This is a genomic window from Bacillus suaedaesalsae (assembly GCF_016890225.1).
Classification (GTDB): domain Bacteria; phylum Bacillota; class Bacilli; order Bacillales; family SA4; genus Bacillus_BS; species Bacillus_BS suaedaesalsae.
On the sequence record NZ_JAFELM010000043.1, the window covers coordinates 136,900 to 163,230 of the forward strand.

A 26,331-nucleotide genomic window follows, 5' to 3' on the forward strand; every position below is an offset into this window, starting at 1 on the left:
CTTTATCACTACAAAGCGTTATAGCTTTAAACGAGACTCTTGAGATATTCTGACAATTACAAGTATAGTAAAATCAGATAGTTTATAATTTTTAGAATTATAGGGAGGGGAATAAAATGTCAGAAAAAACATTAAAAGCACAAACAGAAGTTGAAGATTTTTTTCCAGTAACAGATGTAGATTATTTAGAAATTTATAGTGGAAATGCAAAGCAAGCATGTCATTTTTTCTGTGCAGCTTATGGGTTTAAGCCCGTGGCATATTCTGGTTTGGAAACTGGAAATCGTGATACTGTTTCTTACGTTTTACAGCAACGAAAAGTTCGCTTAGTTATCACTGGATCATTAACAGAGAGTAGTAGAGTTGCCTCATTCATTAAGAAACACGGTGACGGAGTGAAAGACGTTGCATTAACTGTTGCTGATGTTGAAAAGGCTTACAGTGAAGCTGTATCAAGAGGTGCTATTGAAATTATGCCTCCAATTGAATTAACAGATGAGCACGGTACGATTAAAAAAGCAATCATTGGTACATACGGTGATACCATACATACACTGATTGAGCGTAAAAACTATAAAGGTGTGTTTATGCCAGGGTTTGTACCTACTGAATTTACCATTCCTTCAGAAGATGCTGGTATTATCGGCGTTGACCACGTAGTAGGTAACGTTGAAAGAATGGAAGAATGGGTAGCATACTACGAAAAAGTAATGGGCTTTAAAGAATTAAAGCACTTTTCTGATAAAGATATTACAACTGAATACTCTGCACTAATGTCTAAGGTTATGCATAATGGTGGAAGAATTAAATTCCCTATTAATGAACCTGCAGAAGGAAAGAGAAAATCACAAATTCAAGAATACTTAGAATTCTATAATGGACCTGGTGTTCAACATATTGCCATTTTAACTGAAGATATTGTGAAGACAGTAGCTGTACTTAAAAAGAATGGTGTTGAATTCCTAAGCACACCAGACTCTTATTATGAAATGCTTTCAGAGCGTGTTGGACAGATTGACGAAGAAATCGAAAAGATTCGTGAGTTAAATATTCTTGTTGACCGTGATGATGAAGGATATTTATTACAAATTTTTACGAAGCCTATTGTTGACAGACCAACATTATTTATTGAAATTATTCAAAGGAAAGGTGCAAGAGGATTCGGCGAAGGGAACTTCAAGGCACTGTTTGAATCAATTGAGCGCGAACAAGAAAAACGTGGAAATCTATAAGTAATGGTTAAGGGAGATGATACTTGTAATCTCCCTTTTCTATAGGTTTATAAGGAAACTCAATAATTCCTTCAAAATTTATCATTTTCTAATTGCCAAAGAAGGGATGGTGTCAAAATGATGCTTAAAATTAAAACAAGAACGGAAGTGGAGTCAATCACACCTTACGTTCTTGGTAAACGCTTAAATGAGATTCAAGAAGAGTTTGGTTTGAAAGAAATTCGTAAGTTGTCAGAAAACGAAAATATTTATGGTTGCTCGGTTAAGGTGAAAAACTACTTAGCGAATTTAGCGGAACAACTTCATTTATATCCAGATGGTTCAGTAACTGATTCAGCTGCTGCAGTTAGTACTCACCTTCATGTTAAGCGAAATCAGCTTGTATTCGGTAATGGTTCTGATGAAGTGATTAGACTAATCGCGAAAGCATATCTGAATTATGGCGATGAAGCTGTAATGGCAGACAAGACATTTCCGCGTTATCGATCCAATGTCTTTCTAGAGGGTGGAAAACCGGTACTTGTTCCACTCGTAAATGGTGTTCACGACTTATCCGGCATGCTTGAAGCAATTACAGTAAAGACAAAAATGGTTTTCGTATGCAATCCTAATAATCCTACTGGTACGATAGTAGGAAAAGAAGAACTATTAGCCTTCATCGAACAAATTCCCTCACACATTTTAGTGATAGTTGATGAGGCGTATTATGAGTATGTTACGACTGATGATTATTTGCAGACAATACCACTGTTAAGTAAATTTTCTAATCTAGTAATCTTACGTACTTTCTCAAAGATTTACGGACTTGCGAGTTTACGAATTGGCTATGGTGTAATGAATGAAGAAATTGCAACTCAACTTACAAAAGTAAAAGATGTGTTTAATGTAAATCAGGTAGCGCAGCGGGCTGCAGAGATTTCGATTCGAGATGTCGCTCATGTTCAAACGTGTAAAGAAAAAAATCAAATCGAGAGAGCATTTTTAGAAAAAGAGCTTGGGAAATTAGGACTAACTTATTTTCCTTCAGAAGCAAATTTTATGATGATTGATTGTGGATGTACTGGTGATGAAATAACAAATGAACTACTTCGAAATGGCATTGTTGTTCGAACAGGGAGTTTATTAGGTTTTCCAAATAAAATCCGCTATACAATTGGTACAAGAAATGATAATCAAAAATTCGTTTCAATTCTCGAACAAAAGCTAAGACAGGGGGAATACAAGTAGATGGATATCACGCCTCATACATTACCATGGCAAGATGCATATAAATTACTAGTAGGATCGATTGTTCCAAGACCGATTGCTTTTGTTTCAACGATGGATGAATACGGAAACTCAAATCTTGCTCCATTTAGCTTTTTCACAGCTATTTGTGCTGATCCGCTATTAATCTGTTTTTCTCCGATGAGACGAGGCAGCACCGGTGATAAGAAGGATACACTTATTAATATTGAACAAACAAAAGAGTTTGTCATCAATATCGTAAGTGATTCATTAGCACAGAAAATGAATGACACAGCTCCTGAATTTGAAGCGAGAATTGATGAGTTTGAAGTATCGGGTCTTACAAAGGAACGTAGTGAATCTGTTAGACCATACCGAGTAAAAGAATGCAAAGTACACTTAGAGTGTGTTCTTCATGATGTATTACATTTTGGTGAACATGCAGGAAGTGGAAGTCTTGTAATTGGTAAAGTACAGCATGTTCATATTGATGATGAACTTTATTATGACGGAAAAATTAATACTGAATTGCTAAACCCAATTGGTAGATTAACAGGAAATATGTATACGAGACCTATGACTGACACATTTGAAATTGTTAGAAAAAGGTGACGTGAATGAAATTTATTACATTTCAAAAGCCATCTGGTGAAGTTGCTGGTGGATGGATACATGATGATTATGCTATTGATATGCAAGAAGCATCGAATGGAAAGTTACCTTCTAAAATGTTGGAACTCATTGAAAATTATGATGAATACAAGGATCTAGTAGATTCATTGTCTAAAGCTCTACCAAGTACAGGGGTTTATCAACTTGATCGTGTGATATTGAAAGCGCCCTTAGAGCGACCTACTAGTGTAAGAGATTTCTATGCATTTTTAGATCATGTTCGAACAGCGAGAGGGAGAAGAGGACTTGATGTCGTACCAGAATGGTATGAAATTCCTGTTTTTTATTTTTCTAATCATCTAGCCATTAAAGGACCCAATCAAGAAATCGAGAAGCCACAAGCTACTCAGCGACTGGATTATGAGCTTGAGGTTGCCTGCATCATCGGAAAAGAAGGCAAAAATATTAAAGTTAAAGATGCTCATTCCTATATATTCGGTTTTTGTATTTTGAATGACTGGAGTGCTAGAGACCTACAAGCACAGGAAGTTAAAGTTGGTTTAGGACCCGCTAAAGGGAAGGATTTTGCAACTTCATTAGGACCTTGGCTTGTAACGAAAGACGAACTTGAACAGTATCGAGACGGAGATAACTACAATTTAGAAATGACAGCTACTGTGAATGGTAAGCTTTTATCGAAAGGGAATTTTAAGGACATCTATTATTCCTTCAATGAAATGATAGAGAGAGCTTCAAAGGGAGTCTCTTTATACCCAGGAGATGTGATTGGATCTGGTACTGTTGGAACGGGATGCTTACTAGAACTAGGCCAAGAAGTTCATAGATGGCTAGATTCTGGTGATGAAGTTGAGCTAAATGTTACAGGGCTTGGAGCGTTGAAGAATACGATTATTAATGAAAAAGCAGGTGAATGTTGATGTATTATCGTCAAATGGGCAAAATACCACATAAAAGACATACGATGTTTAAAAAAGAAGATGGCTCTTTATTTCGGGAGCAAGTAATGGGGACTAAGGGATTCTCTGGAACTCAATCCATCCTTTATCATCACCATCTGCCTACAGAAGTGGTGAGTTCTCAAATACTATCATCCTATCTGCCCGAGTATGAAACAGATGAATCGTTAAAGCATCGTCATTTATTAACAGAAGATATACAGGCGGTTGGTGACGCGCTATTTGCGAGGGAGTACTTATTAGGAAATAGTGACTTATTAATTGGAACAGTCATGGTAACAGAGGAAATGAAGAGTTATTACCGTAATGGTGATGGAGATGAAATGTTATATGTCCATTATGGAACAGGTAAGGTAGAAACGATGTTTGGTACGATTACTTATCGTCCTGGTGATTATGTAATGATACCAATTGGTACGATTTACCGCGTCATACCAAGTGAACCGACGAAGCTATTATTTGTGGAAGCATTTAGTCAAATTACAACACCGAGACGCTACCGTAATGAATATGGACAATTACTTGAGCATAGCCCGTTTTGTGAGAGAGATATTCGCGGACCTGAGAAGCTGTTAACATATGCGGAAAAAGGGGAGTTCGAGGTCATCACGAAATCTCGTGGATATTTGCATTCCCATGTGTTAAATCATCACCCACTTGATGTAGTTGGTTGGGATGGGTATCTATACCCATGGGTGTTTAATATTGAGGATTTCGAACCGATTACAGGTCGAGTTCATCAGCCACCTCCCGTTCACCAAACGTTTGAAGGACATAACTTCGTTGTATGTTCGTTTGTGCCAAGATTGTATGATTATCACCCAGAGGCAATTCCAGCACCGTATTATCATAGCAACGTCAATAGTGATGAACTTTTATATTATGTTGAAGGTAATTTTATGAGCAGAAAAGGAATTAAACGCGGATCAATTACCCTTCATCCAAGTGGAATTCCGCATGGGCCACATCCAGGTACTACAGAGGCAAGTATCGGTAAGAAGGAAACGTTAGAATTAGCAGTTATGATCGATACCTTCAAACCACTTAAAGTTGTAAAAAAAGCTCAATCTATTGAGGATCAAAACTATATGTATACATGGATTGAAAAGTAAAAAGTGAGCGTTTTGCTCACTTTTTTGTCGTTTTTGAACAAATAAATGACAATACACGTTATAATAGAATTTACAAAAATATAGAATTTCTGCTTGAAAGTTGTTTACTAAATGCTTATTCACGAACAGTTAGAAAACGATCTACTTATGCAAGGTGGTTACCCTTTATAATGGAGGAAGGAATGCACGAATTTCAAACGTTTTTACTGGATAAATATAAAATACAAGATATTGTACAGATTCATAAAGGATTTTCAAATGACGAAAAGTATAAAGTCTCACTAAAGGATGGGACGGTTTTGTTAGTTCGTGTTTCAAGTCCTGATTCATATAAACGAAAGAAGGATGAATTTGACGTACTAGCGACCGTTTATCGCCTAGGTGTGACATGTTCAGAGCCATTACATTTTCATGTCCTTCCTAGTGGTAACATTTGTATGGTGTTAGGCTTTATTGAAGGTGAAGATGGGGAAGAGGCATTACGGAAACATTCTGAAGATATTCAGTATAAAATGGGATTTGAAGCGGGCAGACAGTTAAAAATGATGCATTCTATTCCAGCTCCTGTTGACCTTCAAAATTGGTATGAACAAAAATGGAAGAAGCATATGTCTTATTATGAATCATATAAAACTTGCGGATTTGTTTTCGAACATGCAGAGGACATCCAACGTTTTATTGAAAAAAATGTGGACCTATTAAAAAATAGACCGTCAACTTTTCAACATGATGACTTCCATCCCGGCAATCTTATTTTTCATAAAGGTCGATACAATGGTGTCATTGATTTTAATCGTTATGACTGGGGAGATCCTTATCATGACTTTTATAAAGTTGGATTATTTACTACCCATGTAAGTGTTCCTTTTGCGGTAGGGCAGCTACATGGTTATTTTGATAATAGCGTTCCAGATGAATTCTGGAAAATTTATACCGTATATATGGGTATGAGTATTTTTTCTTCGATTTTATGGTCACTTAAGCAAGAACCGAGCTTACTTAATTCCATGATTGGGAATCTACATCAAATTTTGAAAGACCATAATCAATTTACAAGTCACATTCCTAGTTGGTACGTTGATTGTGACAATATAGACAGCTTATAGAAAATAAACAGAATAGTGAGGGTTACAATGAGAAAGAAAATCGTATTTACAGGTGGTGGCTCAGCAGGTCACGTTATTTTAAACTTAGCATTAATTCCGCTTTTCCAAAAAGAAGGCTGGGATGTTAGTTATATAGGGTCCAAAAATGGGATTGAGCGAGACCTTATTTCCAAGGTAGATGACGTAACGTATTACCCGATTGAAACAGGTAAACTCAGACGTTACTTTGATTGGAAAAACTTGAAGGATCCTTTCAATGTATTAAAAGGTACGTATCAAGCTTATCGTCTACTAAGAAAAATTAAGCCGAACGTTATCTTCTCAAAAGGTGGGTTCGTGTCAGTTCCTGTTATTGTTGCTGGAAAGCTTAACAAAGTTCCGTCGATTATCCATGAGTCAGATGTTACACCTGGACTCGCGAATAAAATCGCAATTCCGCTTGCGACGAAGCTATGTGTGACATTTAAGGATACAGAAAAATATATAAAAGAAAAAGATAAAGTCGTTCATACGGGAGCAATAGTTCGAGAGGAAATTTTAAAAGGAGACCCTGCAAAGGGATTGCGAGATCTTCACTTTACAAGTCAAAAACCAGTCCTTTTAATTATGGGTGGCAGTTTAGGGTCAAAACGTATTAATGAAATGATTCGTGCTAACTTAGATGAGCTTTTAAAGATGTTCCAAATTGTGCACATATGTGGAAAAGGAAACAGCAGACATTCACTTCATCAACCTGGCTATAAGCAATTTGAATATTTAACAGATGAATTACCAGATGTTCTTGCCATGACAGATGTCGTTGTAACAAGAGCAGGTTCTAATTCGATTTTTGAATTTCTTGCATTAAAAAAGCCGATGTTATTAATTCCTCTTACGAAAGAACAAAGTCGCGGAGATCAAATCATCAATGCAGAATCTTTCCGAAAAGCAGGGTATGCGGAAGTACTTCAAGAAGAAGAGTTAACACAGGAAAAGTTCCTAACTATTGTTCAGAAGATCTATCAAGAGCGTGATCGATATATTGCTCAGATGGACCATTACGAAGGTGATTTCTCGATTCAACCTGTACTAAATTTAATTAAAGAGGTCGCTAAATAGATTATGATAAAAATACCACGAAATGAAAAGGAACGATTAATTGAACAAGTACAACAATATTTTCAACTTGAACGTGGTGAAGAAATCGGTTCGATTGGAGCGGAGGGCTTTCTTGATTTTGTACTCAAGGAAGCTTCTCCATACGTATATAATCAGGCAATTACTGATGCGAGAAAAGTATTAAATGAAAGAATAAGTCTTCTTGAAGAAGAACTGTATCTACTTGAAAAACCAATCCAAAAGTAATTACAATGGGTAACGGTCATTTGTAGTTGGGGGCTGTGAAATCACAAGAAAATCAACAGCTTCCTCACTTTTGTTAAAAATTTGATGAGGAAGCCCTTTTTCAACCTCAATTGCTTCTTGCTCGTGAAGCTCATAAACAGTTCCATCAATTTCAATCAATGCTGTTCCTCGTAGGATAAAAAACAGTTGTTGTGCATGTTTATGATAATGCCTCTGTTCCATTGTATGAGGAGGCATCTTTTCTAAAATTATCGTTTGTTCGTCATTTTGGCAAAAAACCAACCATCATAGTTTTCTCCCCACTTGTAATGCTTCGTAAGTTGTTTTGATAAAATCATGTCAGTCTCCTTATACTAATCTATATGAACATAATTATAAATGATGGTGATAGAATGAACGAACAAATTTTATCTCTACTTCAAACAATTGAACATTCTCATAACGTTACAATCTTATATGCCTGTGAAGCAGGAAGTCGTGCTTGGAATTTACACCATGAAAAGAGTGATTACGACGTTCGGTTTATTTTTATTCATCCGATAAATCAATATTTATCAATTAATGAACCAAAACAAGTAATAGAAGGAAAAAGCTCTGATCATATCGAATATTCAGGGTGGGATTTGAAAAAGTCTCTTCAGCTTCTAAAAAAACAAAATCCATCTATATTAGAATGGCTGCACAGTTCGATTCATTATCTCAACCAAAATGATGTGAAAGAACAGCTACTATCCCTACATCAACGATACTTCCAAGAAAAACCACTATTACATCATTATTTCAATATGGCTAAAACAAACATAAAACTACTAGATAAGAAACCTTCAACAAAACTACTTTTGAATGTGATACGACCACTATTGTTATGTGAATGGATTATGACGTATAAAGAATTTCCACCAGTTCATATTGAAAGAGTTCTTTCTATTATAGAATCAAAGGAGGTTAAAGGATCAATCCAAGATATCATTGCACGTAAAAGAAATGCGGTATGCGAATTATCTGAGGTCGTTCATACACTAAAAAAATGGATTGATGAAACTCTAGATAATACAAAGCTATACATAGACCAACTAAATAATCATATTGCTACAACACAGAATGATGAATTAAATGCATTCTTTAGAAAAATGGCGAAACAGGAATTCTAAAAAAGAAATTCCTGTTTTGATGGGAGAGTAAAAGATGAAACCGATAAAGATATGTAGTATTTTTTTTGCTTTTGCTATTATACTTTGTGGTTGCTCCAACAATGAAATTGCAAGTATACAAGCTGAAGCAGATCAATATAAAAAAAGAATAGAAGCTTTAGAGATTGAGAATAGAGAATTGCAACAAAAACTAACACCAGTCCAATTGAAACAGGGGAGTCTAACGTTAAACTACATAGAAGGTAAGGATAAACGAAGATTTGTTGAACAAGAGGTACCACTGCTGCTAATCCCACAAGTAGATGCTCAAGTGTTAAATAAAATTGAGCCGAATACAGTTGTAGAAGTACAGGATTTTGTAGAAGTTAATCAAGAAGTTTGGCTATACGTTACGATGCCGGTATTTGATACACCAGCAAATATGAAAGGATGGATTAAAGAACCGGATACACAATTATATACAGTAGAAACTCAATCAAAGGTAAAAAGTCCAATCACTTTAAAAGAAGGAACGAACGTATATAAAGTGAATTTATTCACGGAAATACAAGGAACAGAAACGACCAAAACTGAAGTTGACCAAACGTGTATCCTCTCAGATGAACAAGAACAGTTTGTTGCCTTAAGTTGTGCTGGTGGCGCAAGTTTTATTGTGAAAAAGTCGGATATCTTTTTTCCACCAGTTGAATAAATACTAGATCGTGAGGGTTGGTGGTGTAGCCCTCACCTTTTTATTCAAGAACTGAGTAGATTTTTCTAAAAAGGAGAGGATAAAATTAACTTGGAAAAAGGGTGATTCATTTTGTTAGCAGGTTGTCATGTTAGTATTCGAGATGGATATTTAGGAGCAGCAAAGACCGCACAACAATTAGGAGCAAACGCCTATCAATACTTCCCAAAAAATCCTCGAAGCTTATCTGTAAAAGAATATAATTCCTATGATGCGAAGGGGTGTAAGGACTTTTGTGAAGAACACTCTATCATCTCGGTCGCACATACGCCGTATCCGACCAATCTAACACCCTCTGATGATAAACGAAAGATCACCATTGATTCGCTTTTAAATGATTTAGAAATAGCAGAAGCATGTGGTTCCATTGGTGTTGTTGTTCATTTTGGTAGTCAAATCGATTCTTATGACCCATTAAAGGGCTATCAAGTTATGATTGAGATGTTAAATGAAGTTCTCAGAAATTGGGAAGGTAATGCGTTATTGTTAATTGAAAATGTAGCAGGTAAATCAGGAATAATGGGTACAACACTTGAAGAACAAGTACAAGTACGTAGCCTTTGTCAGTTTCCTAATAAGATTGGTTTTTGTTTAGACACATGCCATGCTTTTTCTAGTGACGTTTGGACTGGTGAGAAACACGATGAATTTATACAAAAAGGAATTGAGCTTTCCTATTTCGACCATTTAAAGGTAATCCACCTGAATAACTCCAAGTATGAAAATGGTTCAGGAATGGATCGTCATGCGAATATAGATAGTGGGAAAATTGACATAAACGTATTTAGCCAACTACTACAAGAAAAAAAGCTTAGGGATTTACCTTTTGTCCTTGAGACACCAGGTGAAGACCATCAAACCGAAATTAGTTTGATAAGAACACTTCAGTATTCAGAAGGCTAGAACAGAAAGAAGAGTTTTTAGCTGAACTAATTTATATGCTTTGTTAAATATCTATGATGATTTTTGATCATTATTAAGTAACAGAACCACTTTTCTTAAAAAAAGGATAATTTTTCCTTATGGCGAATATGTATAGAAGAACCTTACTTTATTAGTGAGGTTTTTTATTTAGGTCAAAATTGTATTTTCGTTTTAAGGGGGCGTAAATAGATTGTTTAGAATTAGTTTCATTATTATTAGTGGTGTATTAATTAGTTGCCTTACACTGTTAGCTATCGGTTTCTCTGCGTTAGGAGAAGGCTCACTACCAGATTATAAATGGTTGTGGTGGTTTGCATTGTGGGTAGTTGGTTTCTCGCTTCATTTTAAGTGGAGAAAAATTGGGTATATCGTCATGCTATTGCCTATTATTTTTCATATTATATTGTTTGTAATAGCTATTATAAGTTGAGAACCTTGTAAGGAGTTGTCTTTGTGAGGAAAATAGTTCTACCATTTATGACTGTATTGTTCGTACTAATTCTAGGTTGCTCTCCTTATGAAAAACATGAAGAAACAGTAACAAAGATTGTTAGTTATGATGAGCTTTATTGGATGGAACGTAACCAAAGAGAATTAGCTAATAAGTTATCTGAAGAGAACAATATTGCTAAAACAATGATAGAAGAAATTCGGGAAGGATCTGTTATGTTAAGGTTTAACCTTGATTTTATGGAAGATCATCCAGAATATGATTTAGTAGAATTCGAGTTTCCTATTACAAAATATAAAAAAGAACGTACTTCTATAGAATTTTTTAATGATGAGGGTAAGATAACGAAGGTTCATTCAGTAAATGGTGATTGGGAAGTTTATTAAATATATCGTTGAAAAAGGATCAGAGTTTGTTTTCCTGATCCTTTTGATGTTTATTTGCCTTTTAAAAGCTCTATTGTATGAAAATTTCGTTGTACTAAATATAAACGAACGAACAAGAGAATAGCTCCAACTGCGAGGCCACTACTTAGCCCGATCCAATACCCAAATGCATCTAAGCTTGTATATTGTGCAAGAACATATCCTAATGGCAAACCAATTACCCAAAAAGAAATAAGAGAAAGAATTAAAGATATATTGACATCTTTGTATCCACGTAAGGCTCCTTGGATTGGCTGGCCAACTGCATCAGATAACTGAAAGAATATTGCATAAAGTAAGAAGTGCTGAGCTAACGGAATAACAGCTTGGTCCGTGCTATAAATTGTGGCAATGATATCTCTATAAAGGAACAAAATAATTCCGGTAACAATGGCGAGTAGTAAGGCAAGTCCAATTCCTATGATGCTATATTGTTTTGCGTCAACTGTTCGTTTTGCTCCTACTTCAAAGCCAACACAAATGGTTAAAGCCATCGAGATACTTAATGGAATCATATAAAGAAATGAAGCAAAATTTAACGCGATTTGATGAGCTGCAATGGTAATTGTGTCATATTCACTCATTAATAATGTAACGGCAGAAAAAATACTTGTTTCAAAGAAAATAGCAAGCCCGATGGGTACTCCGATAACAAGTAATTCTTTCCACTTTTTCACAGAGATGGCATAAAAACGTGCAAAAACATTGTATTGTGAAAACGAGATTTGTTTTTGAATAATCAAAATGGTAATAAATAGAATAACCCAATATGTTATGGCTGTTGCATATCCAGCTCCTACTCCACCTAGTTTTGGAAAGCCGAATTTTCCGAAAATCAATAAGTAATTAAGTATTGCATTAATGGGGAGAGAAGTAAGGGTAATCCACATTGTCATTTTTGTTTCGCCAAGGGCATCCATAAATGAACGAAGTACCGTATAGATAAATAACGGGATGATTCCAATCGATAACGCTATTAAATAATCATAGGCAATCTCGTGTACCCGTACTTCTAGGTCCATGGCATTTACTAATGGCTGAAGAGTGAAGAACCCTATTATAAACACAATAATCGCAATAATTATTGATAAGTACACTGCCTGCATCACGGTGTAGGCGATTTCGTGCTGTTTTTTTCCCCCAATAAGTTGCGCAACGATTGGAGTCACTGCTAATAAAATTCCACTTAAACCAGTGTAGACAGGAATCCATAAGCTAGAACCAATCGCAACACCTGCTAAATCGGTAGCTCCTGCTCTTCCTGACATCATAATATCTAAGAAGTTCATCGCAAATAATCCAACTTGAGTTATTAGAATCGGTACTAAAATCTTTAAATATAAAATGAATTTTTCTTTACTTGTTATTGTTTGATACATCAAGCGTCCCTCATTCTCTATCAATCAATTAGCAAATTGAATTATAACACAAGGTTGGTTGTTTACCCATTTCAATAAATTTCGTGTAGCGAAATACTTTCAAGCGTGGTATCATTTATATATATTGAAATACTTGGAAGTGGAGACAACAGCATATGTGGAAAAACCGAAATGTTTGGATATTATTAACTGGTGAATTTATCGCGGGTGTTGGTTTATGGACTGGAATTATCGGGAATTTAGAATTCCTTCAACAGCATGTACCATCTGATTTTCTAAAATCGCTAATTTTATTTACAGGACTATTAGCTGGGGTAATGATTGGACCTCTTGCTGGTAGAATTATAGATTCAGTGAATAAGAAAAAAATTCTTATTTATGCTGGAATAGGTAGAATGATCAGTGTGTTATTTATGTTTTTGGCAATTGAGTTTGAATCGATTTATTGGATGATTGCCTTTATGATTGCAATACAATTATCAGCAGCGTTTTATTTTCCTGCCTTACAAGCTCTCATTCCACGAATTGTAGAAGAAAAAGAATTGTTGCAAATGAATGGAGCTCATATGAACGTTTCAACTATTTCCAGAATTATCGGAACAGCTCTAGCAGGAGCAATGTTAGTCGTAATCAGTTTATACTCACTATATATTGCATCGTTTATTGCCTATGGATTGTTGTTGCTTTCAACATTCCTGTTAAACATAAAAGAAGAAAACCTTATGGGAACGCCGAAAGGAACGAATAAGAAGTCGGCTGGATTCAAAGAGGTTCTCCCAATCATTAAAGGATTGCCGATCGCAATGATGGCTCTAATTTTAACGATTGTACCAATGCTTTTTCTTGGTGGTTTTAACTTAATGGTAATTGAAATAAGTGAAATGCAAGATGATAGTACAATGAAAGGACTCATTTATACTGTTGAAGGAGTTTCCTTTATGATCGGTGCCTTTTTTGTAAAACGTGTGTCTGAGAAGTTTAATCACATTACATTAATGTTCGTGTTCACTTCAGTAGTTGCAGCCTCTCAAGCTTTACTATTTTTCGCAGATTATCAGATTCTTTCACTCATGTCTTTTGGGTTACTAGGACTTTCTCTAGGCTTTTTCTTTCCGATTGTATCAACAATCTTTCAAACAAGGATACCAAAGGAATATCACGGAAGATTCTTCTCGTTTAAAAATATGTTAGATCGAGTTATGTTCCAGGTGGTATTACTTGCAACTGGATTATTCTTAGATACAATTGGTTTTCACCTTATGGTACTTGTATTTAGTGTTTCTTCGTTTATGTTAATTGCTTATTATGTGATTAAGCATGTAAGGTCCCAAACCCAAAAATCTATTGTTGAAAAATCAATGTAGAGGCTGGGACATTACTAAATAAATCATCCTCAAAAGCGAATAATATCTAAATTATTCTACCTATTAAATATGATACTTTTTTTTATCAGTTAAGCTGGAAGAACATGTTCGTTCCATTGCGCTGCAGACACTCGCCGGATACCGCGTGGAGGAAGCTGATGGTTATTTTCACTATCGTGAAAAAACCTACCTCCTCGCTACGACTGCGGGGTCTCAGCCTTTCCTCTACTTCCCGCAGGAGTCGAGTGTCTTCCGCTCCACTCCACTAGTTTTTATAAAATAGTATGCAAAATCAAACAAATCTATTGAAAGCAACAAATAAAGACCCGAACTAGTAGGTGAAAGATATTGCCTAATAGTTCGGGTTTATCATTGGCTGAAATACTTATGTCTCAGCCTCTTTTTTTGAAAAATTACATACTTGATGGAAAACTAACGAAAATATATTTGTTAGAATAATAGATAAAGAAGGAGAGTGGATAAAGTTGATTCAAATAATGAAAGCAACTGCTAATCATATAGAAGGAATTGCTAGAGTGTGCGCTGAAGGGTACAGACAGACATACAAGAAATTATGTGCAAAAGAGTATATTGACCGGACGATACAGGAATTTTACAATGTTGACCGACTTCAATCTGAATTAGAAAAACCAGAAGGATGGGACGGTTGGATTGTTGCTGTAGAAAATAATGTTGTTATTGGTGCTGGTGGTGGAGGAATGATTGGAGATGAGGAAGGAGAATTATTTGTTCTTTACTTAGATCCAACCCGAAGAGGAGAAGGAATAGGTACTCTTCTTTTAGAAGAGATTACAAGATTACAAGTTGAAAATGGTGCAAAGTATCAGTGGGTTTCGGTCTTAAAAGATAATGAAAAAGGTATTCCGTTTTATGAAGCTCGAGGATTCAAATTTGTAAGTGAAGTGTCTACTTTTGCAGCAAAGGATACAGACCCATATATTTCATTGAGATATAAAAGAAAATTACTGTAGTTTGTTTTCACATGTTTCATATGAAATAATAAGGGGTACATAAGATATAAAAGCTTGGAGTGTATGAACTTTGAAGAAAATATTATTTGTATGTTTAATGATGGGACTAGCTTTTGTAACAGGTTGTTCGGCTGGAAGTAATGAGGACAAAGAACAAAGTGTCGATGTTAAAGAATCCCAAGAATTAAAGCAACAGATTTCTACAGAGAGTATTGATTTTAGTTCACTTGAAGGATTTCAGACATTGCAAAATGACAAAATTACTCATATACATGGAATTGGCTATCCAAATTCTGACTCAGGTCTTTTTATCGCCACTCACCATGGGTTAAAGGTTTATTCAGATCATTTATGGTTTGAAACGAAGCAAAATAATCATGATTATATGGGGTTCCAAGCAACACAAGAAGGATTTTTCAGTAGTGGACACCCAGAACAAGGATCCGATTTAAAAAATCCACTTGGTTTACAATTTAGTGATGACTTTGGACAAACATTAGAGCAAGTAAATTTTTATGGAGAGTCTGATTTTCATTATATGGCAGCAAGTTATGAATCAAATCAAATATATGTTGTCAACGAGCAGCCTAATAGTAAAATTGGAACGGGTTTATTTTTTAGTAAAGACGGTAAGGATTGGATACAAAGTAAGCTATCAGGACTGCCAGCCGTTAGTGCAAATAACCTGGGAGTTCATCCCAACTTAGGACATATTGTCGGTCTGTCGACTCCAAAAGGATTATATTTATCACACGATAATGGAGATACTTTTTCACTTTTCTCAGAAGAGGTTCCTGTTTATGCATTTGTGTTAAAAGAAAACTCCATCCTTTATGTAATGGAGAATAAAGGTAAATTCAAATTAGTAGAACAGCCTCTAGAATCTGATGACTTAACAGACAGGAAACTTCCTGAACTTGCGGGTAATGAAGTTATAACAAATGTGGCCATAAGTCCTAATGATGAAAAGGAAATAAGTATTGCGACAAATAATGGTAGTGTTTGGATAAGTTTGGATAACGGTGAAAATTGGACAAGCATTATTGAAGCAGGGAAGATAACTACTCATCACCAATCGTAAGAGGCTAGCTTTTGCTAGCCTCTTACTTTTTTCCTGGTTTCAAACTGTAACAATTGTCCGTCCTGCTCTAACAGTTGTTTCTCATCTTTAAGGAATGGTGTGTTTTTGCCATTTTGATTGTGCATGTATGAAATTTTTAACTAGGATTTTATGGATTATAGGGGTATACTTCTTGTGTTAAAAACGAAACGGAGGTATAAATATGTCTATTTTACCAAAATGTCCGAAATGCAAGTATGAATATACATATGAGGATGGAAATCTTCTTGTTTGTCCTGAGTGTGCGCATGAATGGTCTGCTACTGAATATGGAAATGAAGATGAATCGGTGGTCAAAGATTCAAATGGAAACATACTTCAGGATGGGGATACGGTTACTATTATTAAAGACTTGAAGGTAAAGGGAAGCTCATCCTCATTAAAGATAGGGACGAAGGTAAAAAACATTCGACTTGTCGATGGTGATCATAATATTGACTGTAAAATTGATGGCTTTGGAGCGATGAGTTTAAAATCTGAATTTGTGAAGAAAGTTTAAAATCGCTGTAACAATTTTGAATTCAACTCGACTAAAGAGTCGGAGGCGAAAAAAATTGAAACGTTTCATTATTGCTATTTTCCTCATTCTAAGTGTTTCTGGTTGCACATTTAAAGTGAATGATCATAAAAAAATACCTGAAGATTTTAATTTTAGTCTGTCATATGGAGTGAATGGCATCAATCGAATTGATACATTTGAAGGCAAAGTTGTGAAAGATTTAATTAATAATGGAAAGATTGAAGCTGACATTGTACTAACTCGTGATGAAATGCAGCAAATTTATGAGAAGATGAATGAACTGGATATTATGAAAAAATTCAATGTAAAGAAAGAAAAAGGATGCGGAGTTGAACCGTCTAACTTATCAAAATGGACGATTCATATGAATGGTGAAACAAATTCATTCTACTATATGTCATATTGTGATCCTCCAAAGAGAATTATCGCATTATATGAACTAGAAAATTATATTCACGAAATGGCTGTTAATAAAGAAGAATATAAGCGTTTACCTAAGGCAGAAGGAGGTTATGAATGATGAATTCATACCTCTTTTTATGTAATGGGAAAATCCTCAAATTCATTAATTTGTTACAAGAAATTTAATTTGTGATTCACTAACAAGAAGTACATCTTTTCCGTATAAAATTTCAAGATTACCATTTCCGTAATTAAACACGACTTTACACTCAAAACCTTTGTACATAACAAGATCCATAGTACGAATAAGCTCCTCTCCATTTCTTCATCGACACAAAAATTATTTTAACAACAAATGGTTCCTAAAAGCACCAACATTCTTGCGACAAATTTAGTCAATATTTTTATGTATGCACTTCTAGTGCTATAATGGTATCAAATCAATGCAAATAATTATAGTTGGAGGCAACATGTTAACTTTTGAACAAAAATTAACGATTATCGAAACCTTTCCAGAATTAACACGAAAAGATGTGTCATTAAAGCGAGTGAACTTTCAATATGAAGAAAGTTTGCACGACAAAAAGAATGTTGTTTTTCATTTACACCCAAACGGAAATGGATATGTATATTCAGAGTTACTTGAAGGGTTCTCAAGTGATGAAAAAGGAATGACAAATATTAGAGACTTTTCAGAAGAGGACCTGAGAGCGATTATAAAAAAATCAATTGAGTCACTTTCAAACTATGAAGAGGAAGCTCAAATTGACTTTGATGAGGAAATTTGGATCAACTCAGAAAAGCATACTTTAACACTTATATATGAAGAAGGAATGTGGAATGTATATGCGGGATCGATGTTAGATGGAACGTTCCCTTCACTAAACGAGGCAAGACAATATTTAGAAGAAGAAGGTTTTCGTAAAAAGTAAATAAAGTTAAAGAGAAGGAGCTTGAGATGAAAATCTTAAGTTCTTTTTTTATGAAGGAAAACTAACATCTTGAAGAGAAGTACTGCTTATACACGATAATGTATAAGGAGCAGATAATATATGAATTATGTGAAGGAACTAAGAAAAGTAGTTGGAACTCGGCCATTAATACTACCTGGAGCTGTGGTATTGATTGTAAATGATGAAAACGAAATCTTATTACAAGAGAGAATTGAGGGTGGATGGGGATTGCCAGGTGGGTTAATGGAGTTAGGTGAAAGTCTAGAAGATACTGCAAAAAGAGAAGTAATGGAAGAAACAGGCTTACTATTACATGAACTACAATTGCTTGGTATTTTCTCAGGATCTGATTACTATTTTAAAGTATCAAATGGTGATGAATTTTATTCGGTAACGGCAGTTTATGTCAGCCGCAAAGCAAAGGGTGAAGTTGAAATGAATAAGAGTGAGTCTGTTTCATTAAAATATTTTCCCCTTCATAATTTACCAGAAGGCTTAACAAAAGAGTATCAATGTTATATTGAACCGTTTATTTCGCAGATTATAAAGGGGGAGATTGGGAAAAAATGTTGATTTTTAGTTTGAAAAATTTTCATGCTCATTCAATAGTTTGGATTGGTCAGAAAAACCATTACTCTACAACCCTTGGTTCATGAAGACCTGTTTGTTGCTGTGCAATAACCCATTCTATATGTTTTTGGAGAGTGGCATTTTTTTTGATGTTTTCTTTCTGTGTTTCCCATAAACTAATTAAGGTGGTTTTCTCATCTTTATTAAGAAGATCTAAAGTTGTAAACTTCCAAACACCTTTTGTACGTTTCATATCATGTTGAGCAATGTGATAAATCTGGAGATCCTCCATAGTCGTTACTTCAATACTCACGAGCACGTGTGCTAAAGTGTTATCTATTTGTGATCCGATAATTTTCTTGATCTTAATATCTTTTACTTCTTGAAAATCCTGTCTCAAATCACTTGGTTTCGTTATTTGTTGAAAGGATGAGGGGTAGAGTGAAAGAGTAGTTTCATAGTCTTCGTTCGAGATACTATTATAATAAGTATTTACTACATTAATTGGTGTTTCAGAATATTTCACTATATTTTGGCTACATCCTACTAAGAGTAAAAAGCTAAATAATAGGATAGTGTATGAGTTTTTATACATATATGTCCCTCCTCTATCTAAGGGAAGGGGGTGAGTACCCCCTATAAATAGTTAATGGCCCAAAAAGAAATCCCACATTACATTTGTTGCTTGAGGACCATTTGCGTCTGTATAGGAACCGCTAGAACTCCCTCCTGACCATGCGTGACCTAATCCATTTACCTTCCATAACTGAATAAGTGATCTTCCTGCACTATCGTTGTATACATATTTCTCCCAGCTATATCCGTTTGTCGTTCCTGTTTGTTTCACATCATAATTTGCATCTACAGAATTGTTATTGTTACGATCGTCAGCATAATCATTCGTTTGTGCCCACTGCGTTTTTGCTTGCCATGCATTCTCTATATAAACCGTACCATCTTGAGAACCGTGGAAGATAATCGTTGGGACTCGCTGTAATGCAGATTTATCCATTTCAACAGCAGCTTCATATCCAGCTGAATCTGGGTTAGTAGCAGAACCATAATACATTGTATTTGTACCAGCAACAGCAGAGTCTGCTGCATTATACATTCCTCCAGAGTGAATTCCAATTGCTATTATATGTTCAGGGTAAGTAGCGCCCATTATGGATGTCATATAGCCACCGGCTGAAATTCCAGCAGCATACCCTTTTGAACTAATGTTGTAATTGCTCTTTACGTAATCAATCATACTATCAATAATTGCAGCCTCACCTCCGTTACGGTGCTGATTGTAGTCATAAAACCAGTTCCAACAATCATAGGAGTTGTAAGTCCTGTTCATTTCTGGATAAACAACAATGAAATTTTTGCTCTCGGCTAATTGATTCATCCTTGTTCCCGCAGCGAAATCATCAGCATCCTGCGTGCAACCGTGCAACATGACCATAAGTGGAACCGCATTACCGTTATAAGAACTAGGGACATACACTTTAAAATACCAGCCACCACCCATAGAATATCGAGTAAAGCTACTAGCAGCATGAGTGTCTTTCTGAGGATATGAACTTAAAGTCATGAGAAAGGTAAGGGTAACAATGAATATACGAAATAAATATTTGAGCATTGAAAGTCCTCCTTTATATTTAAGGCGTTCCTTTCTAAGGAGAAGACTTTAATATTAGTAGGACGAATAATGAAGATGTAAAGAGGTACATAAGTAGAATAAGAAAGGATAAATAATGATTAAAGTTTCTTATGCAAACCTCCTTTCAACTATCTCCCCCATACAACACAATACTTTTGTGAAGTTACAAACTAGTTACAAAAAAGGGGATTAGCTATTAATTCAGAAATTTCGAAACCTATCCTATCGGTGAACCGTATTAAAAGAAAAGTGTTAATATAAGGGGATTAAATGATGGAAAAGTTATTTACTGTGATAAATGTTTACGTCCGATAAAAGTGAGAGATGATTTAGTCACAACATCTTTATTTTTTGAAGTAGTTCTGTATCATGAGGAGTGTTATGCAAGGGATTTGAAAGGTGCAAAAACATTTTCCCTAGATAATCAGCCAATAAACGGAATTTCAGGTAATTTTGGTGTTGTAATATTGTTAATCTTTGTGTTTGTGTGGATGATTGTTGCCGATGGTGGAAGTAAATTTGTTTCACTACTTGCTATCATTCCACTAATCTACAGAGTATACTCATATTTTGCATATGAACGGTATGTCGAGAAATAAGGAGGAATAAAAAATGAGTGATCGTAAGCCCATAAATGACGCAATGGATCATATGAATGGAATAGAAGGTTATCCAACAAATGTTGACTTAAAATCATTACCTAAACCACTAAGGTATTTTGGTTATTTCTTTATTAGCTTCTTTGTACTATTTTTTATTACATTCTTTGTTCTTAGCATGATTCTTTAACACTTCCATACACACCTATTGCAACAAAAAATGTGGGTAAAAGTGGTAAAAGAAAATTCTCCTGATTTACTATAATTCTAGTAAAATAGTAATATAATTATAGAAAAAGAATAAAGGGGAATGAACATTGAAGAGAAAATTAGGGAAAATTTCACTTGTTCTTGTTCTTCTACTTATCGTTGTACTTGGTGTAGCGGGAAATTATTTTTACCAAGTGGCGATAAATAGAGGTGAAGAAGGGCCCGATTTGCATGGTGGTGGAGAAAGTGTGGCAGTTGCTAGTTTGTTAGAGACGGAAGAGCAACAAAATAGACTTGCTGAATTAATGGAGTGGACGGATCAACAAGACTTTAACATAGTTAAGATTCAATCATATGATGGATTAACGCTAAAAGGAAGATATTTGGAAAATCCAGATTCGAATGGAAAAGTGGTTATTCTAGCACATGGTTACAGAGGCAATAGTGAACAGATGCCAGGAATTACAAAATATTATTATGACTTAGGTTATGATGTATTAAAGCCTGATGCACGCGGACATGGTGACAGTGAAGGAGATTATATTGGGTACGGCTGGCATGATCGAAAAGATTATGTGAATTGGGTGGAGTTTTTAACGGATGAAAAGAAGAAACATTCTATCTTCCTACATGGATTTTCCATGGGAGCTGCAACTGTTTTAATGACGAGCGGAGAAGAGTTGCCTCCTGAAGTAAAGGGTATCATTGCAGACAGTGGTTATACATCAGTTAAAGATGAATTAACACATCAACTTAAATATATGTACCAACTTCCAGCCTTTCCAATTATGGAAGTAACGAGCTTTGTAACAAAAATAAGGGCGGGGTATTCTTTTGAAGAAGCATCAGCAGTCGAAGCTGTAAAGAAAAATACACTACCACTATTCATTATCCATGGCGATCAGGATGACTTAGTGCCAACAAGTATGGCAGATGAAATCTACGATGTCGCGACAAGTGAGAAAGAGCTATGGATTGTCGAAGGTGCTGGTCATACAGAGGCTTACACAATAGCGGAAGAAGAATATAAGGAAAAACTTAAGAAATTTCTAGCTAATTCTATACAAAACTAGTATTTAGTGAAGCATTGAATCCCTTCGGATTAATGCTTTTTTTAATAGTCGATAGGAATTCTAATCTCTTTATTGAATATATATGTGTTGTTTAATTTTGGAAGGTAGCTAGTCCAGCCACCCTATTTATCTTTTCAGTTCCGTTTTTTTGTTTCGTGGACGATTTTGTTATTTGTATTCATTTATGTAATTACCTAAAGGAGTGAACGTTTAATGAAAGCTGAGATGTATTTAATAGTTTTGCTTGCCATCTCATTTTTGTTTTTCTGGATTGTTGCGAGTATCGTAACGACAAGCAGTCCCTATACTGATATATTGTTGACCATCGCGGTAGTTCATTTTGTATTGTTCAAAATCATTGATATAAAAAAGATAGACATGAACTAGTTTAGTAGAAGGAATGAGTAGAAGTTGAACGAACAAACTATTTGCATGCTGACTGTGAAAGTTGTTTTCGATTATACTGTGTTGCCTTTCCGATGCTGCATGATTGGAAATACGAAATGCTTTATTTCTTGCCCGAGGCACTTCAACTAAAAGAGGCTATATCACTGAATGCAGCTTATGGCGATGCTCACACAAGGTTCCCTCTCAGTTAAAACGACCTACCCACTGGCTGCCATATCAAAATATTTATCACGAATGAATTCCTTTTTTCACTCATATGATGAATCAGATTGTATGGGGAGGGATCGAGATGTCAGTTTTGAGAGACAGTCTTTCAGAAAGTCTTTTGGCAAGATATGTAGACCTGAATAATCGTGCGAAGGAAATTAAAGAAGAAATGGACAAGATAAAACGTGTGTTCCATGTTTATTTTGATGAGCAAACAGGTCCTGGTGAAAAAGCTGAAATACAAATTGGAGACTATTTCGTTCAACGTCAAATTCGTGTAACAGAAGGGTATGACGATGATAAGGCTGTAACTCAATTGGAAAGGCTGAATTTAACAGATTGCATTAAATATGTCAAAAAGGCTGATGATGAAAAGATTGCTTCTGCTATTCAATTAGGTTTATTAAATGATGAAGATCTTTCAGAATGTCGTGTCCGAAAATCAACACAAGCGATCAGTGTAAAAAAAGTAAAATAGTAAGGTTGTCCTATTTCCTTAATAGAACGTGTGTTCTGATTAGTTGTGTGATATAATTCAACTAATAATATTCGAATTCACCAAGGGCGGTCGGCTAACCCCATATGAAAGGGGGTGATGCCTATGACGATATTTGAAAGCTTAGTCATTATGCTTTCGTTTGCGTCTTTAGTTGTTGCGATTTTAAACTCAAACAACACAAAAAAATAGACCTCCCTTGACCGTTAATACAGGGTGAGGTCTATTTTCATGTAAGATAGCCGATCCCTTTGGGGATCGAATATTATTTGGCCGTAGATGCTGCAACATCTGCGGTCTTTTTTATTGTATTCTAATTATTAACTATCATAACATAAAAAATAAGTTTTGGCACAAGAAATCATCTGTCTACTGTTTGATATGAAGTATAGGACTTTTCTATTGCGTAATATTTGTGTATGATGAATGAAGATTCTATTCAAGGAGGGCTACACGTAATGATCCACTTAACATGGAAAGAAAAAGAAAGCGTTAAGCAGGTAAAGTGTGTGCATTCAAAGGCAGAAAAATATATTGTAAATAACGTTTTAACACCAGATAAAACATACGAAGTGAAGAATGAGACAGAAGAGTTTTATTTTATTGTTGATAACACAGGAATGGTTGGCGGTTTTTACAAAGATTATTTTGAAGAAATGTAAAGTTTGAGAGATAGGACAAGATGAATCCTATCTTTTTTCGTGTATATATGGGGAGGGACTATATGGAAGTGTTACGATATCCGGTAGGAAAGTTTCAACCACCTACTTCCTTTCATGAAGATAGAATTGAACAATGGATTCAAGACATTACAAATCTTCCGGTCGTATTGAGAAAACAGCTAGATAAAACAACCGAGCAACAATTAGATACTCCTTACAGAGACGGTGGGTGGACAGTAAGGCAAGTTGTGCATCACCTCGCAGACAGCCATATGAATTGTTTTGTTCGATTTAAGTTAGCGTTAACAGAATATTCACCGATTGTTAAAACGTATGACGAAGTTGCTTGGGCTCAAATGCCTGATAGCAACGGTGACCTAACACCTTCGCTACAAATCATTGATGGTATTCATACTCGATGGACAATTTTATTACAATCTATGAATAGAGAAGATTATAACAAAACGATTTCGCATCCAGAAATAGGAGATATAACACTTTATCAACTCCTATCGCTTTATTCATGGCATAGCAGGCATCATTCAGCGCATATCGAATTGGGTTTAAATGAACATAAATAATTGATCATTCTTTAAGTTTGCAAGGTAAGCCCACAGGCTATGAACATTGACTTTTAAGCTATTTTCCAGTAAAATTATCTTTCTGATTTTAAAAAATTCTTGCAAGAAGAGGTACGGTATGAAAACAGATTCGTTACAAGAAAAAATCCTATCACGTAAGACTTTTGCCATCATTTCCCACCCGGACGCAGGGAAAACAACACTAACAGAACAACTACTTCTCTTTGGTGGTGTCATTCGTGATGCCGGAACGGTAAAAGGGAAGAAAACAGGGAAATTTGCAACATCAGACTGGATGGAAATTGAAAAGCAACGTGGAATTTCAGTTACATCAAGTGTTATGCAGTTTAATTACAAAAATCGAAACATTAACATTCTCGACACACCTGGTCACCAAGACTTTAGTGAAGACACTTATCGAACATTAACAGCTGTTGATAGTGCTGTGATGGTCATAGACTCAACGAAAGGGATTGAGGACCAAACGATTAAGCTATTCCAAGTTTGTAGAAAACGTGGAATTCCGATTTTTACATTCATGAATAAGCTAGACCGTGTAGGGAAAGACCCACTTGAACTTTTAGCTGAATTAGAGGAAGTGCTAGGCATTGAGTCTTATCCGATGAACTGGCCGATTGGAATGGGTAAAGAATTTCTAGGTGTTTATGATCGTTATCACAATCGTATTGAACAAGTACGTGTGGAGGAAAAAGACCGATATATTCCTTTAGATAAAGAAGGAAAAGCTTCTTCCGACTCAGCAATTGTAAACAACAGTCTTTATGATCAGTGTTTAGAAGAAATTGAACTGTTAAGTGAAGCGGGAAATGAATTCTCAATTGAGAAAGTCCAGAACGGAACGTTAACTCCTGTATTTTTTGGTAGTGGTTTAGCTAACTTCGGGGTGCAAACATTCCTTGACACCTTTGTAGAACTTGCTCCTTCACCACAACCTCGTCATTCAACTGACGGAGAAATTGATCCGATTGAAACACCTTTCTCTGGATTTATTTTTAAGATTCAAGCGAATATGAATCCAGCTCACCGTGACCGAATTGCATTCCTACGTATTTGTTCGGGCAAGTTTGATAGAGGAATGAATGTAACACTCTCACGTACAGGTAAACAAATGAAGCTTTCTAATTCAACACAATTTATGGCTGATGATCGTCATACAGTAGATGAAGCTGTAGCTGGAGATATTATTGGTGTATATGATCCTGGTACTTACCAAATTGGAGATACACTAGTTGGTGGTAAAGACACATTCCAATATGACCGTCTACCACAATTTACACCTGAACTTTATATTAAAGTTACAGCAAAGAACGTAATGAAACAGAAGCAATTCCAAAAAGGATTAACGCAGTTAGTTCAAGAAGGTGCCATTCAATTATTCCGTTCTATGCATTTAGAGGAGTATATTTTAGGTGCAGTAGGTCAACTTCAATTCGAAGTGTTCGAACATAGAATGAAGGGCGAATACAATGTTGACATAGTCATTCAACCAATGGGGTCTAAAATTGCAAGATGGATAGAAAGTGATGATGTTGATGATAATCTATCTAGCTCAAGAAGTATTTTAGTAAGAGACCGATATGAGAAGAAGGCATTCTTATTTGAGAATGATTTTGCACTTCGATGGTTCCAGGAGAAACATCCAGACGTGAAACTTTACAATCCTATGGAGGTATAAAGTGAAGCCTGGTGGAGTGGTGCTTACACTAATACCTCTATGTCCTATGGCAACACTTTAGTAGCTAAGCCTATGGACAGACTTTTTGGGGTGTTTAGTGGCCGTTTCTTATGAACGATTACACCGGGTTATCAGGATAGCATTTAACCGTTTTCCATTT

34 protein-coding genes are annotated in these 26,331 nt (G+C 35.5%); 29 read left to right on the forward strand and 5 right to left on the reverse strand.

The window, feature by feature from the left end; all coding sequences use genetic code 11:
• The first annotated feature begins 116 nt into the window (after positions 1 to 116).
• The 8 genes from hppD to JR050_RS17355 all read left to right on the forward strand — a co-directional run bounded on the left by hppD (position 117) and on the right by JR050_RS17355 (position 7,610).
• Positions 117 to 1,232 (forward strand): 4-hydroxyphenylpyruvate dioxygenase, encoded by a 1,116-nt coding sequence (hppD, locus tag JR050_RS17320; RefSeq protein WP_204204878.1) that lies wholly within the window; start codon positions 117 to 119, stop codon positions 1,230 to 1,232.
• A 117-nt stretch (positions 1,233 to 1,349) separates the two neighbouring features.
• Entirely contained in the window at positions 1,350 to 2,459 is a 1,110-nt protein-coding gene (gene hisC / locus JR050_RS17325) for a histidinol-phosphate transaminase (protein ID WP_204204879.1), read from the forward strand.
• Complete coding sequence (locus JR050_RS17330) at positions 2,460 to 3,071, forward strand: flavin reductase family protein (RefSeq protein WP_204204880.1); 612 nt, start codon at positions 2,460 to 2,462, stop codon at positions 3,069 to 3,071.
• 5 nt (positions 3,072 to 3,076) lie between these two features.
• Positions 3,077 to 4,009 (forward strand): fumarylacetoacetate hydrolase family protein, encoded by a 933-nt coding sequence (locus JR050_RS17335; protein ID WP_204204881.1) that lies wholly within the window; start codon positions 3,077 to 3,079, stop codon positions 4,007 to 4,009.
• Entirely contained in the window at positions 4,003 to 5,160 is a 1,158-nt protein-coding gene (locus JR050_RS17340; RefSeq protein ID WP_204204882.1) for a homogentisate 1,2-dioxygenase, read from the forward strand. The genes JR050_RS17335 and JR050_RS17340 overlap by 7 nt, the downstream gene beginning before the upstream one ends.
• Positions 5,161 to 5,342: 182 nt before the next feature.
• The gene (locus tag JR050_RS17345) at positions 5,343 to 6,266 is read left to right on the forward strand and encodes an aminoglycoside phosphotransferase family protein (RefSeq protein ID WP_204204883.1); all 924 of its coding nucleotides are present in this window, start codon (positions 5,343 to 5,345) and stop codon (positions 6,264 to 6,266) included.
• 27 nt (positions 6,267 to 6,293) lie between these two features.
• Positions 6,294 to 7,364 carry an undecaprenyldiphospho-muramoylpentapeptide beta-N-acetylglucosaminyltransferase gene (gene murG / locus JR050_RS17350; protein ID WP_204204884.1) on the forward strand — a complete coding sequence of 357 codons (1,071 nt, stop codon included), beginning with the start codon at positions 6,294 to 6,296 and terminating at the stop codon, positions 7,362 to 7,364.
• Positions 7,365 to 7,367: 3 nt separating this feature from the next.
• The gene (locus tag JR050_RS17355) at positions 7,368 to 7,610 is read left to right on the forward strand and encodes a DUF2164 domain-containing protein (RefSeq protein ID WP_204204885.1); all 243 of its coding nucleotides are present in this window, start codon (positions 7,368 to 7,370) and stop codon (positions 7,608 to 7,610) included.
• Here JR050_RS17355 and JR050_RS17360 read toward each other — a convergent pair whose 3' ends face one another.
• The gene (locus tag JR050_RS17360) at positions 7,611 to 7,847 is read right to left on the reverse strand and encodes a cupin domain-containing protein (protein ID WP_346726778.1); all 237 of its coding nucleotides are present in this window, start codon (positions 7,845 to 7,847) and stop codon (positions 7,611 to 7,613) included.
• A gap of 155 nt (positions 7,848 to 8,002) precedes the next feature.
• Here JR050_RS17360 and JR050_RS17365 point away from each other — a divergent pair, with 155 nt between their 5' ends.
• The 5 genes from JR050_RS17365 to JR050_RS17385 all read left to right on the forward strand — a co-directional run bounded on the left by JR050_RS17365 (position 8,003) and on the right by JR050_RS17385 (position 11,252).
• On the forward strand, positions 8,003 to 8,761 hold the full coding sequence (locus tag JR050_RS17365) for a nucleotidyltransferase domain-containing protein (protein ID WP_204204886.1): 759 nt from the start codon (positions 8,003 to 8,005) through the stop codon (positions 8,759 to 8,761).
• Between the two features lie 34 nt (positions 8,762 to 8,795).
• Positions 8,796 to 9,452 (forward strand): hypothetical protein, encoded by a 657-nt coding sequence (locus JR050_RS17370; protein ID WP_204204887.1) that lies wholly within the window; start codon positions 8,796 to 8,798, stop codon positions 9,450 to 9,452.
• 111 nt (positions 9,453 to 9,563) lie between these two features.
• On the forward strand, positions 9,564 to 10,394 hold the full coding sequence (locus JR050_RS17375) for a deoxyribonuclease IV (protein WP_204204888.1): 831 nt from the start codon (positions 9,564 to 9,566) through the stop codon (positions 10,392 to 10,394).
• A 211-nt stretch (positions 10,395 to 10,605) separates the two neighbouring features.
• Positions 10,606 to 10,845 carry a hypothetical protein gene (locus JR050_RS17380; RefSeq protein ID WP_204204889.1) on the forward strand — a complete coding sequence of 80 codons (240 nt, stop codon included), beginning with the start codon at positions 10,606 to 10,608 and terminating at the stop codon, positions 10,843 to 10,845.
• A gap of 23 nt (positions 10,846 to 10,868) precedes the next feature.
• On the forward strand, positions 10,869 to 11,252 hold the full coding sequence (locus tag JR050_RS17385) for a hypothetical protein (RefSeq protein WP_204204890.1): 384 nt from the start codon (positions 10,869 to 10,871) through the stop codon (positions 11,250 to 11,252).
• A 50-nt stretch (positions 11,253 to 11,302) separates the two neighbouring features.
• Here the strand turns inward: JR050_RS17385 and JR050_RS17390 are convergent, their stop codons facing one another.
• Complete coding sequence (locus tag JR050_RS17390; protein ID WP_204204891.1) at positions 11,303 to 12,670, reverse strand: MATE family efflux transporter; 1,368 nt, start codon at positions 12,668 to 12,670, stop codon at positions 11,303 to 11,305.
• A gap of 155 nt (positions 12,671 to 12,825) precedes the next feature.
• On the opposite strand from JR050_RS17390, the gene JR050_RS17395 reads away from it, so the two are divergent.
• The 5 genes from JR050_RS17395 to JR050_RS17415 all read left to right on the forward strand — a co-directional run bounded on the left by JR050_RS17395 (position 12,826) and on the right by JR050_RS17415 (position 17,186).
• Positions 12,826 to 14,034: an MFS transporter gene (locus JR050_RS17395; protein ID WP_204204892.1), complete on the forward strand. Its 1,209-nt coding sequence runs from the start codon at positions 12,826 to 12,828 to the stop codon at positions 14,032 to 14,034.
• 485 nt (positions 14,035 to 14,519) lie between these two features.
• Positions 14,520 to 15,026 (forward strand): GNAT family N-acetyltransferase, encoded by a 507-nt coding sequence (locus JR050_RS17400; protein ID WP_204204893.1) that lies wholly within the window; start codon positions 14,520 to 14,522, stop codon positions 15,024 to 15,026.
• A gap of 70 nt (positions 15,027 to 15,096) precedes the next feature.
• On the forward strand, positions 15,097 to 16,107 hold the full coding sequence (locus JR050_RS17405; RefSeq protein WP_204204894.1) for a F510_1955 family glycosylhydrolase: 1,011 nt from the start codon (positions 15,097 to 15,099) through the stop codon (positions 16,105 to 16,107).
• 202 nt (positions 16,108 to 16,309) lie between these two features.
• Entirely contained in the window at positions 16,310 to 16,645 is a 336-nt protein-coding gene (locus JR050_RS17410; RefSeq protein ID WP_204204895.1) for a zinc ribbon domain-containing protein YjdM, read from the forward strand.
• Between the two features lie 55 nt (positions 16,646 to 16,700).
• A complete protein-coding gene (locus tag JR050_RS17415; protein ID WP_204204897.1) occupies positions 16,701 to 17,186 on the forward strand; it encodes a hypothetical protein in 486 nt (161 codons plus the stop codon).
• 45 nt (positions 17,187 to 17,231) lie between these two features.
• Here the strand turns inward: JR050_RS17415 and JR050_RS20615 are convergent, their stop codons facing one another.
• A complete protein-coding gene (locus tag JR050_RS20615; RefSeq protein WP_283244094.1) occupies positions 17,232 to 17,366 on the reverse strand; it encodes a hypothetical protein in 135 nt (44 codons plus the stop codon).
• Between the two features lie 172 nt (positions 17,367 to 17,538).
• On the opposite strand from JR050_RS20615, the gene JR050_RS17420 reads away from it, so the two are divergent.
• Together JR050_RS17420 and JR050_RS17425 are read left to right on the forward strand one after the other, a co-directional pair.
• Entirely contained in the window at positions 17,539 to 18,000 is a 462-nt protein-coding gene (locus JR050_RS17420) for a hypothetical protein (protein ID WP_204204898.1), read from the forward strand.
• A gap of 120 nt (positions 18,001 to 18,120) precedes the next feature.
• Positions 18,121 to 18,594 (forward strand): NUDIX hydrolase, encoded by a 474-nt coding sequence (locus JR050_RS17425; RefSeq protein ID WP_204204901.1) that lies wholly within the window; start codon positions 18,121 to 18,123, stop codon positions 18,592 to 18,594.
• Between the two features lie 58 nt (positions 18,595 to 18,652).
• Here JR050_RS17425 and JR050_RS17430 read toward each other — a convergent pair whose 3' ends face one another.
• A complete protein-coding gene (locus tag JR050_RS17430; protein WP_204204902.1) occupies positions 18,653 to 19,186 on the reverse strand; it encodes a hypothetical protein in 534 nt (177 codons plus the stop codon).
• 51 nt (positions 19,187 to 19,237) lie between these two features.
• The gene (locus JR050_RS17435) at positions 19,238 to 20,218 is read right to left on the reverse strand and encodes an extracellular catalytic domain type 1 short-chain-length polyhydroxyalkanoate depolymerase (protein WP_204204903.1); all 981 of its coding nucleotides are present in this window, start codon (positions 20,216 to 20,218) and stop codon (positions 19,238 to 19,240) included.
• A 413-nt stretch (positions 20,219 to 20,631) separates the two neighbouring features.
• On the opposite strand from JR050_RS17435, the gene JR050_RS17440 reads away from it, so the two are divergent.
• From JR050_RS17440 to JR050_RS17475, 9 genes are all read left to right on the forward strand, one after another.
• Entirely contained in the window at positions 20,632 to 20,838 is a 207-nt protein-coding gene (locus tag JR050_RS17440; protein ID WP_204204904.1) for a hypothetical protein, read from the forward strand.
• 13 nt (positions 20,839 to 20,851) lie between these two features.
• Entirely contained in the window at positions 20,852 to 21,028 is a 177-nt protein-coding gene (locus JR050_RS17445) for a hypothetical protein (protein ID WP_204204905.1), read from the forward strand.
• Between the two features lie 127 nt (positions 21,029 to 21,155).
• Positions 21,156 to 22,121 (forward strand): alpha/beta hydrolase, encoded by a 966-nt coding sequence (locus tag JR050_RS17450; protein ID WP_204204906.1) that lies wholly within the window; start codon positions 21,156 to 21,158, stop codon positions 22,119 to 22,121.
• A 213-nt stretch (positions 22,122 to 22,334) separates the two neighbouring features.
• Positions 22,335 to 22,508 carry a hypothetical protein gene (locus JR050_RS17455; protein WP_204204907.1) on the forward strand — a complete coding sequence of 58 codons (174 nt, stop codon included), beginning with the start codon at positions 22,335 to 22,337 and terminating at the stop codon, positions 22,506 to 22,508.
• Between the two features lie 310 nt (positions 22,509 to 22,818).
• The gene (locus JR050_RS17460; protein ID WP_204204908.1) at positions 22,819 to 23,214 is read left to right on the forward strand and encodes a hypothetical protein; all 396 of its coding nucleotides are present in this window, start codon (positions 22,819 to 22,821) and stop codon (positions 23,212 to 23,214) included.
• A 123-nt stretch (positions 23,215 to 23,337) separates the two neighbouring features.
• Positions 23,338 to 23,424: a putative holin-like toxin gene (locus JR050_RS20885; protein ID WP_430392898.1), complete on the forward strand. Its 87-nt coding sequence runs from the start codon at positions 23,338 to 23,340 to the stop codon at positions 23,422 to 23,424.
• A gap of 266 nt (positions 23,425 to 23,690) precedes the next feature.
• The gene (locus tag JR050_RS17465; protein WP_204204910.1) at positions 23,691 to 23,894 is read left to right on the forward strand and encodes a DUF6501 family protein; all 204 of its coding nucleotides are present in this window, start codon (positions 23,691 to 23,693) and stop codon (positions 23,892 to 23,894) included.
• Between the two features lie 62 nt (positions 23,895 to 23,956).
• Entirely contained in the window at positions 23,957 to 24,475 is a 519-nt protein-coding gene (locus JR050_RS17470) for a YfiT family bacillithiol transferase (protein ID WP_204204911.1), read from the forward strand.
• A 118-nt stretch (positions 24,476 to 24,593) separates the two neighbouring features.
• Entirely contained in the window at positions 24,594 to 26,171 is a 1,578-nt protein-coding gene (locus JR050_RS17475; RefSeq protein ID WP_204204913.1) for a peptide chain release factor 3, read from the forward strand.
• Positions 26,172 to 26,331 lie beyond the last annotated feature (160 nt).

Excerpts from the sequence above, each read along its gene's own strand:
- JR050_RS17410 (WP_204204895.1), top strand. The coding sequence starts at position 16,310 with ATGTCTATTTTACCAAAATGTCCGAAATGCAAGTATGAATATACATAT.
- murG (WP_204204884.1), top strand. The coding sequence starts at position 6,294 with ATGAGAAAGAAAATCGTATTTACAGGTGGTGGCTCAGCAGGTCACGTT.
- JR050_RS17395 (WP_204204892.1), top strand. The coding sequence starts at position 12,826 with ATGTGGAAAAACCGAAATGTTTGGATATTATTAACTGGTGAATTTATC.
- JR050_RS17455 (WP_204204907.1), top strand. The coding sequence starts at position 22,335 with ATGAAAGCTGAGATGTATTTAATAGTTTTGCTTGCCATCTCATTTTTG.
- JR050_RS20885 (WP_430392898.1), top strand. The coding sequence starts at position 23,338 with ATGACGATATTTGAAAGCTTAGTCATTATGCTTTCGTTTGCGTCTTTA.
- JR050_RS17430 (WP_204204902.1), bottom strand. The coding sequence starts at position 19,186 with ATGTATAAAAACTCATACACTATCCTATTATTTAGCTTTTTACTCTTA.
- JR050_RS17475 (WP_204204913.1), top strand. The coding sequence starts at position 24,594 with ATGAAAACAGATTCGTTACAAGAAAAAATCCTATCACGTAAGACTTTT.
- hppD (WP_204204878.1), top strand. The coding sequence starts at position 117 with ATGTCAGAAAAAACATTAAAAGCACAAACAGAAGTTGAAGATTTTTTT.
- JR050_RS17365 (WP_204204886.1), top strand. The coding sequence starts at position 8,003 with ATGAACGAACAAATTTTATCTCTACTTCAAACAATTGAACATTCTCAT.
- JR050_RS17360 (WP_346726778.1), bottom strand. The coding sequence starts at position 7,847 with ATGCCTCCTCATACAATGGAACAGAGGCATTATCATAAACATGCACAA.
- JR050_RS17460 (WP_204204908.1), top strand. The coding sequence starts at position 22,819 with ATGTCAGTTTTGAGAGACAGTCTTTCAGAAAGTCTTTTGGCAAGATAT.
- JR050_RS17345 (WP_204204883.1), top strand. The coding sequence starts at position 5,343 with ATGCACGAATTTCAAACGTTTTTACTGGATAAATATAAAATACAAGAT.
- JR050_RS17330 (WP_204204880.1), top strand. The coding sequence starts at position 2,460 with ATGGATATCACGCCTCATACATTACCATGGCAAGATGCATATAAATTA.
- JR050_RS17335 (WP_204204881.1), top strand. The coding sequence starts at position 3,077 with ATGAAATTTATTACATTTCAAAAGCCATCTGGTGAAGTTGCTGGTGGA.
- JR050_RS17340 (WP_204204882.1), top strand. The coding sequence starts at position 4,003 with ATGTTGATGTATTATCGTCAAATGGGCAAAATACCACATAAAAGACAT.
- JR050_RS20615 (WP_283244094.1), bottom strand. The coding sequence starts at position 17,366 with ATGGATCTTGTTATGTACAAAGGTTTTGAGTGTAAAGTCGTGTTTAAT.
- JR050_RS17425 (WP_204204901.1), top strand. The coding sequence starts at position 18,121 with ATGAATTATGTGAAGGAACTAAGAAAAGTAGTTGGAACTCGGCCATTA.
- JR050_RS17355 (WP_204204885.1), top strand. The coding sequence starts at position 7,368 with ATGATAAAAATACCACGAAATGAAAAGGAACGATTAATTGAACAAGTA.
- JR050_RS17445 (WP_204204905.1), top strand. The coding sequence starts at position 20,852 with ATGAGTGATCGTAAGCCCATAAATGACGCAATGGATCATATGAATGGA.
- JR050_RS17390 (WP_204204891.1), bottom strand. The coding sequence starts at position 12,670 with ATGTATCAAACAATAACAAGTAAAGAAAAATTCATTTTATATTTAAAG.
- JR050_RS17370 (WP_204204887.1), top strand. The coding sequence starts at position 8,796 with ATGAAACCGATAAAGATATGTAGTATTTTTTTTGCTTTTGCTATTATA.
- JR050_RS17420 (WP_204204898.1), top strand. The coding sequence starts at position 17,539 with ATGTTAACTTTTGAACAAAAATTAACGATTATCGAAACCTTTCCAGAA.
- hisC (WP_204204879.1), top strand. The coding sequence starts at position 1,350 with ATGATGCTTAAAATTAAAACAAGAACGGAAGTGGAGTCAATCACACCT.
- JR050_RS17435 (WP_204204903.1), bottom strand. The coding sequence starts at position 20,218 with ATGCTCAAATATTTATTTCGTATATTCATTGTTACCCTTACCTTTCTC.
- JR050_RS17470 (WP_204204911.1), top strand. The coding sequence starts at position 23,957 with ATGGAAGTGTTACGATATCCGGTAGGAAAGTTTCAACCACCTACTTCC.
- JR050_RS17465 (WP_204204910.1), top strand. The coding sequence starts at position 23,691 with ATGATCCACTTAACATGGAAAGAAAAAGAAAGCGTTAAGCAGGTAAAG.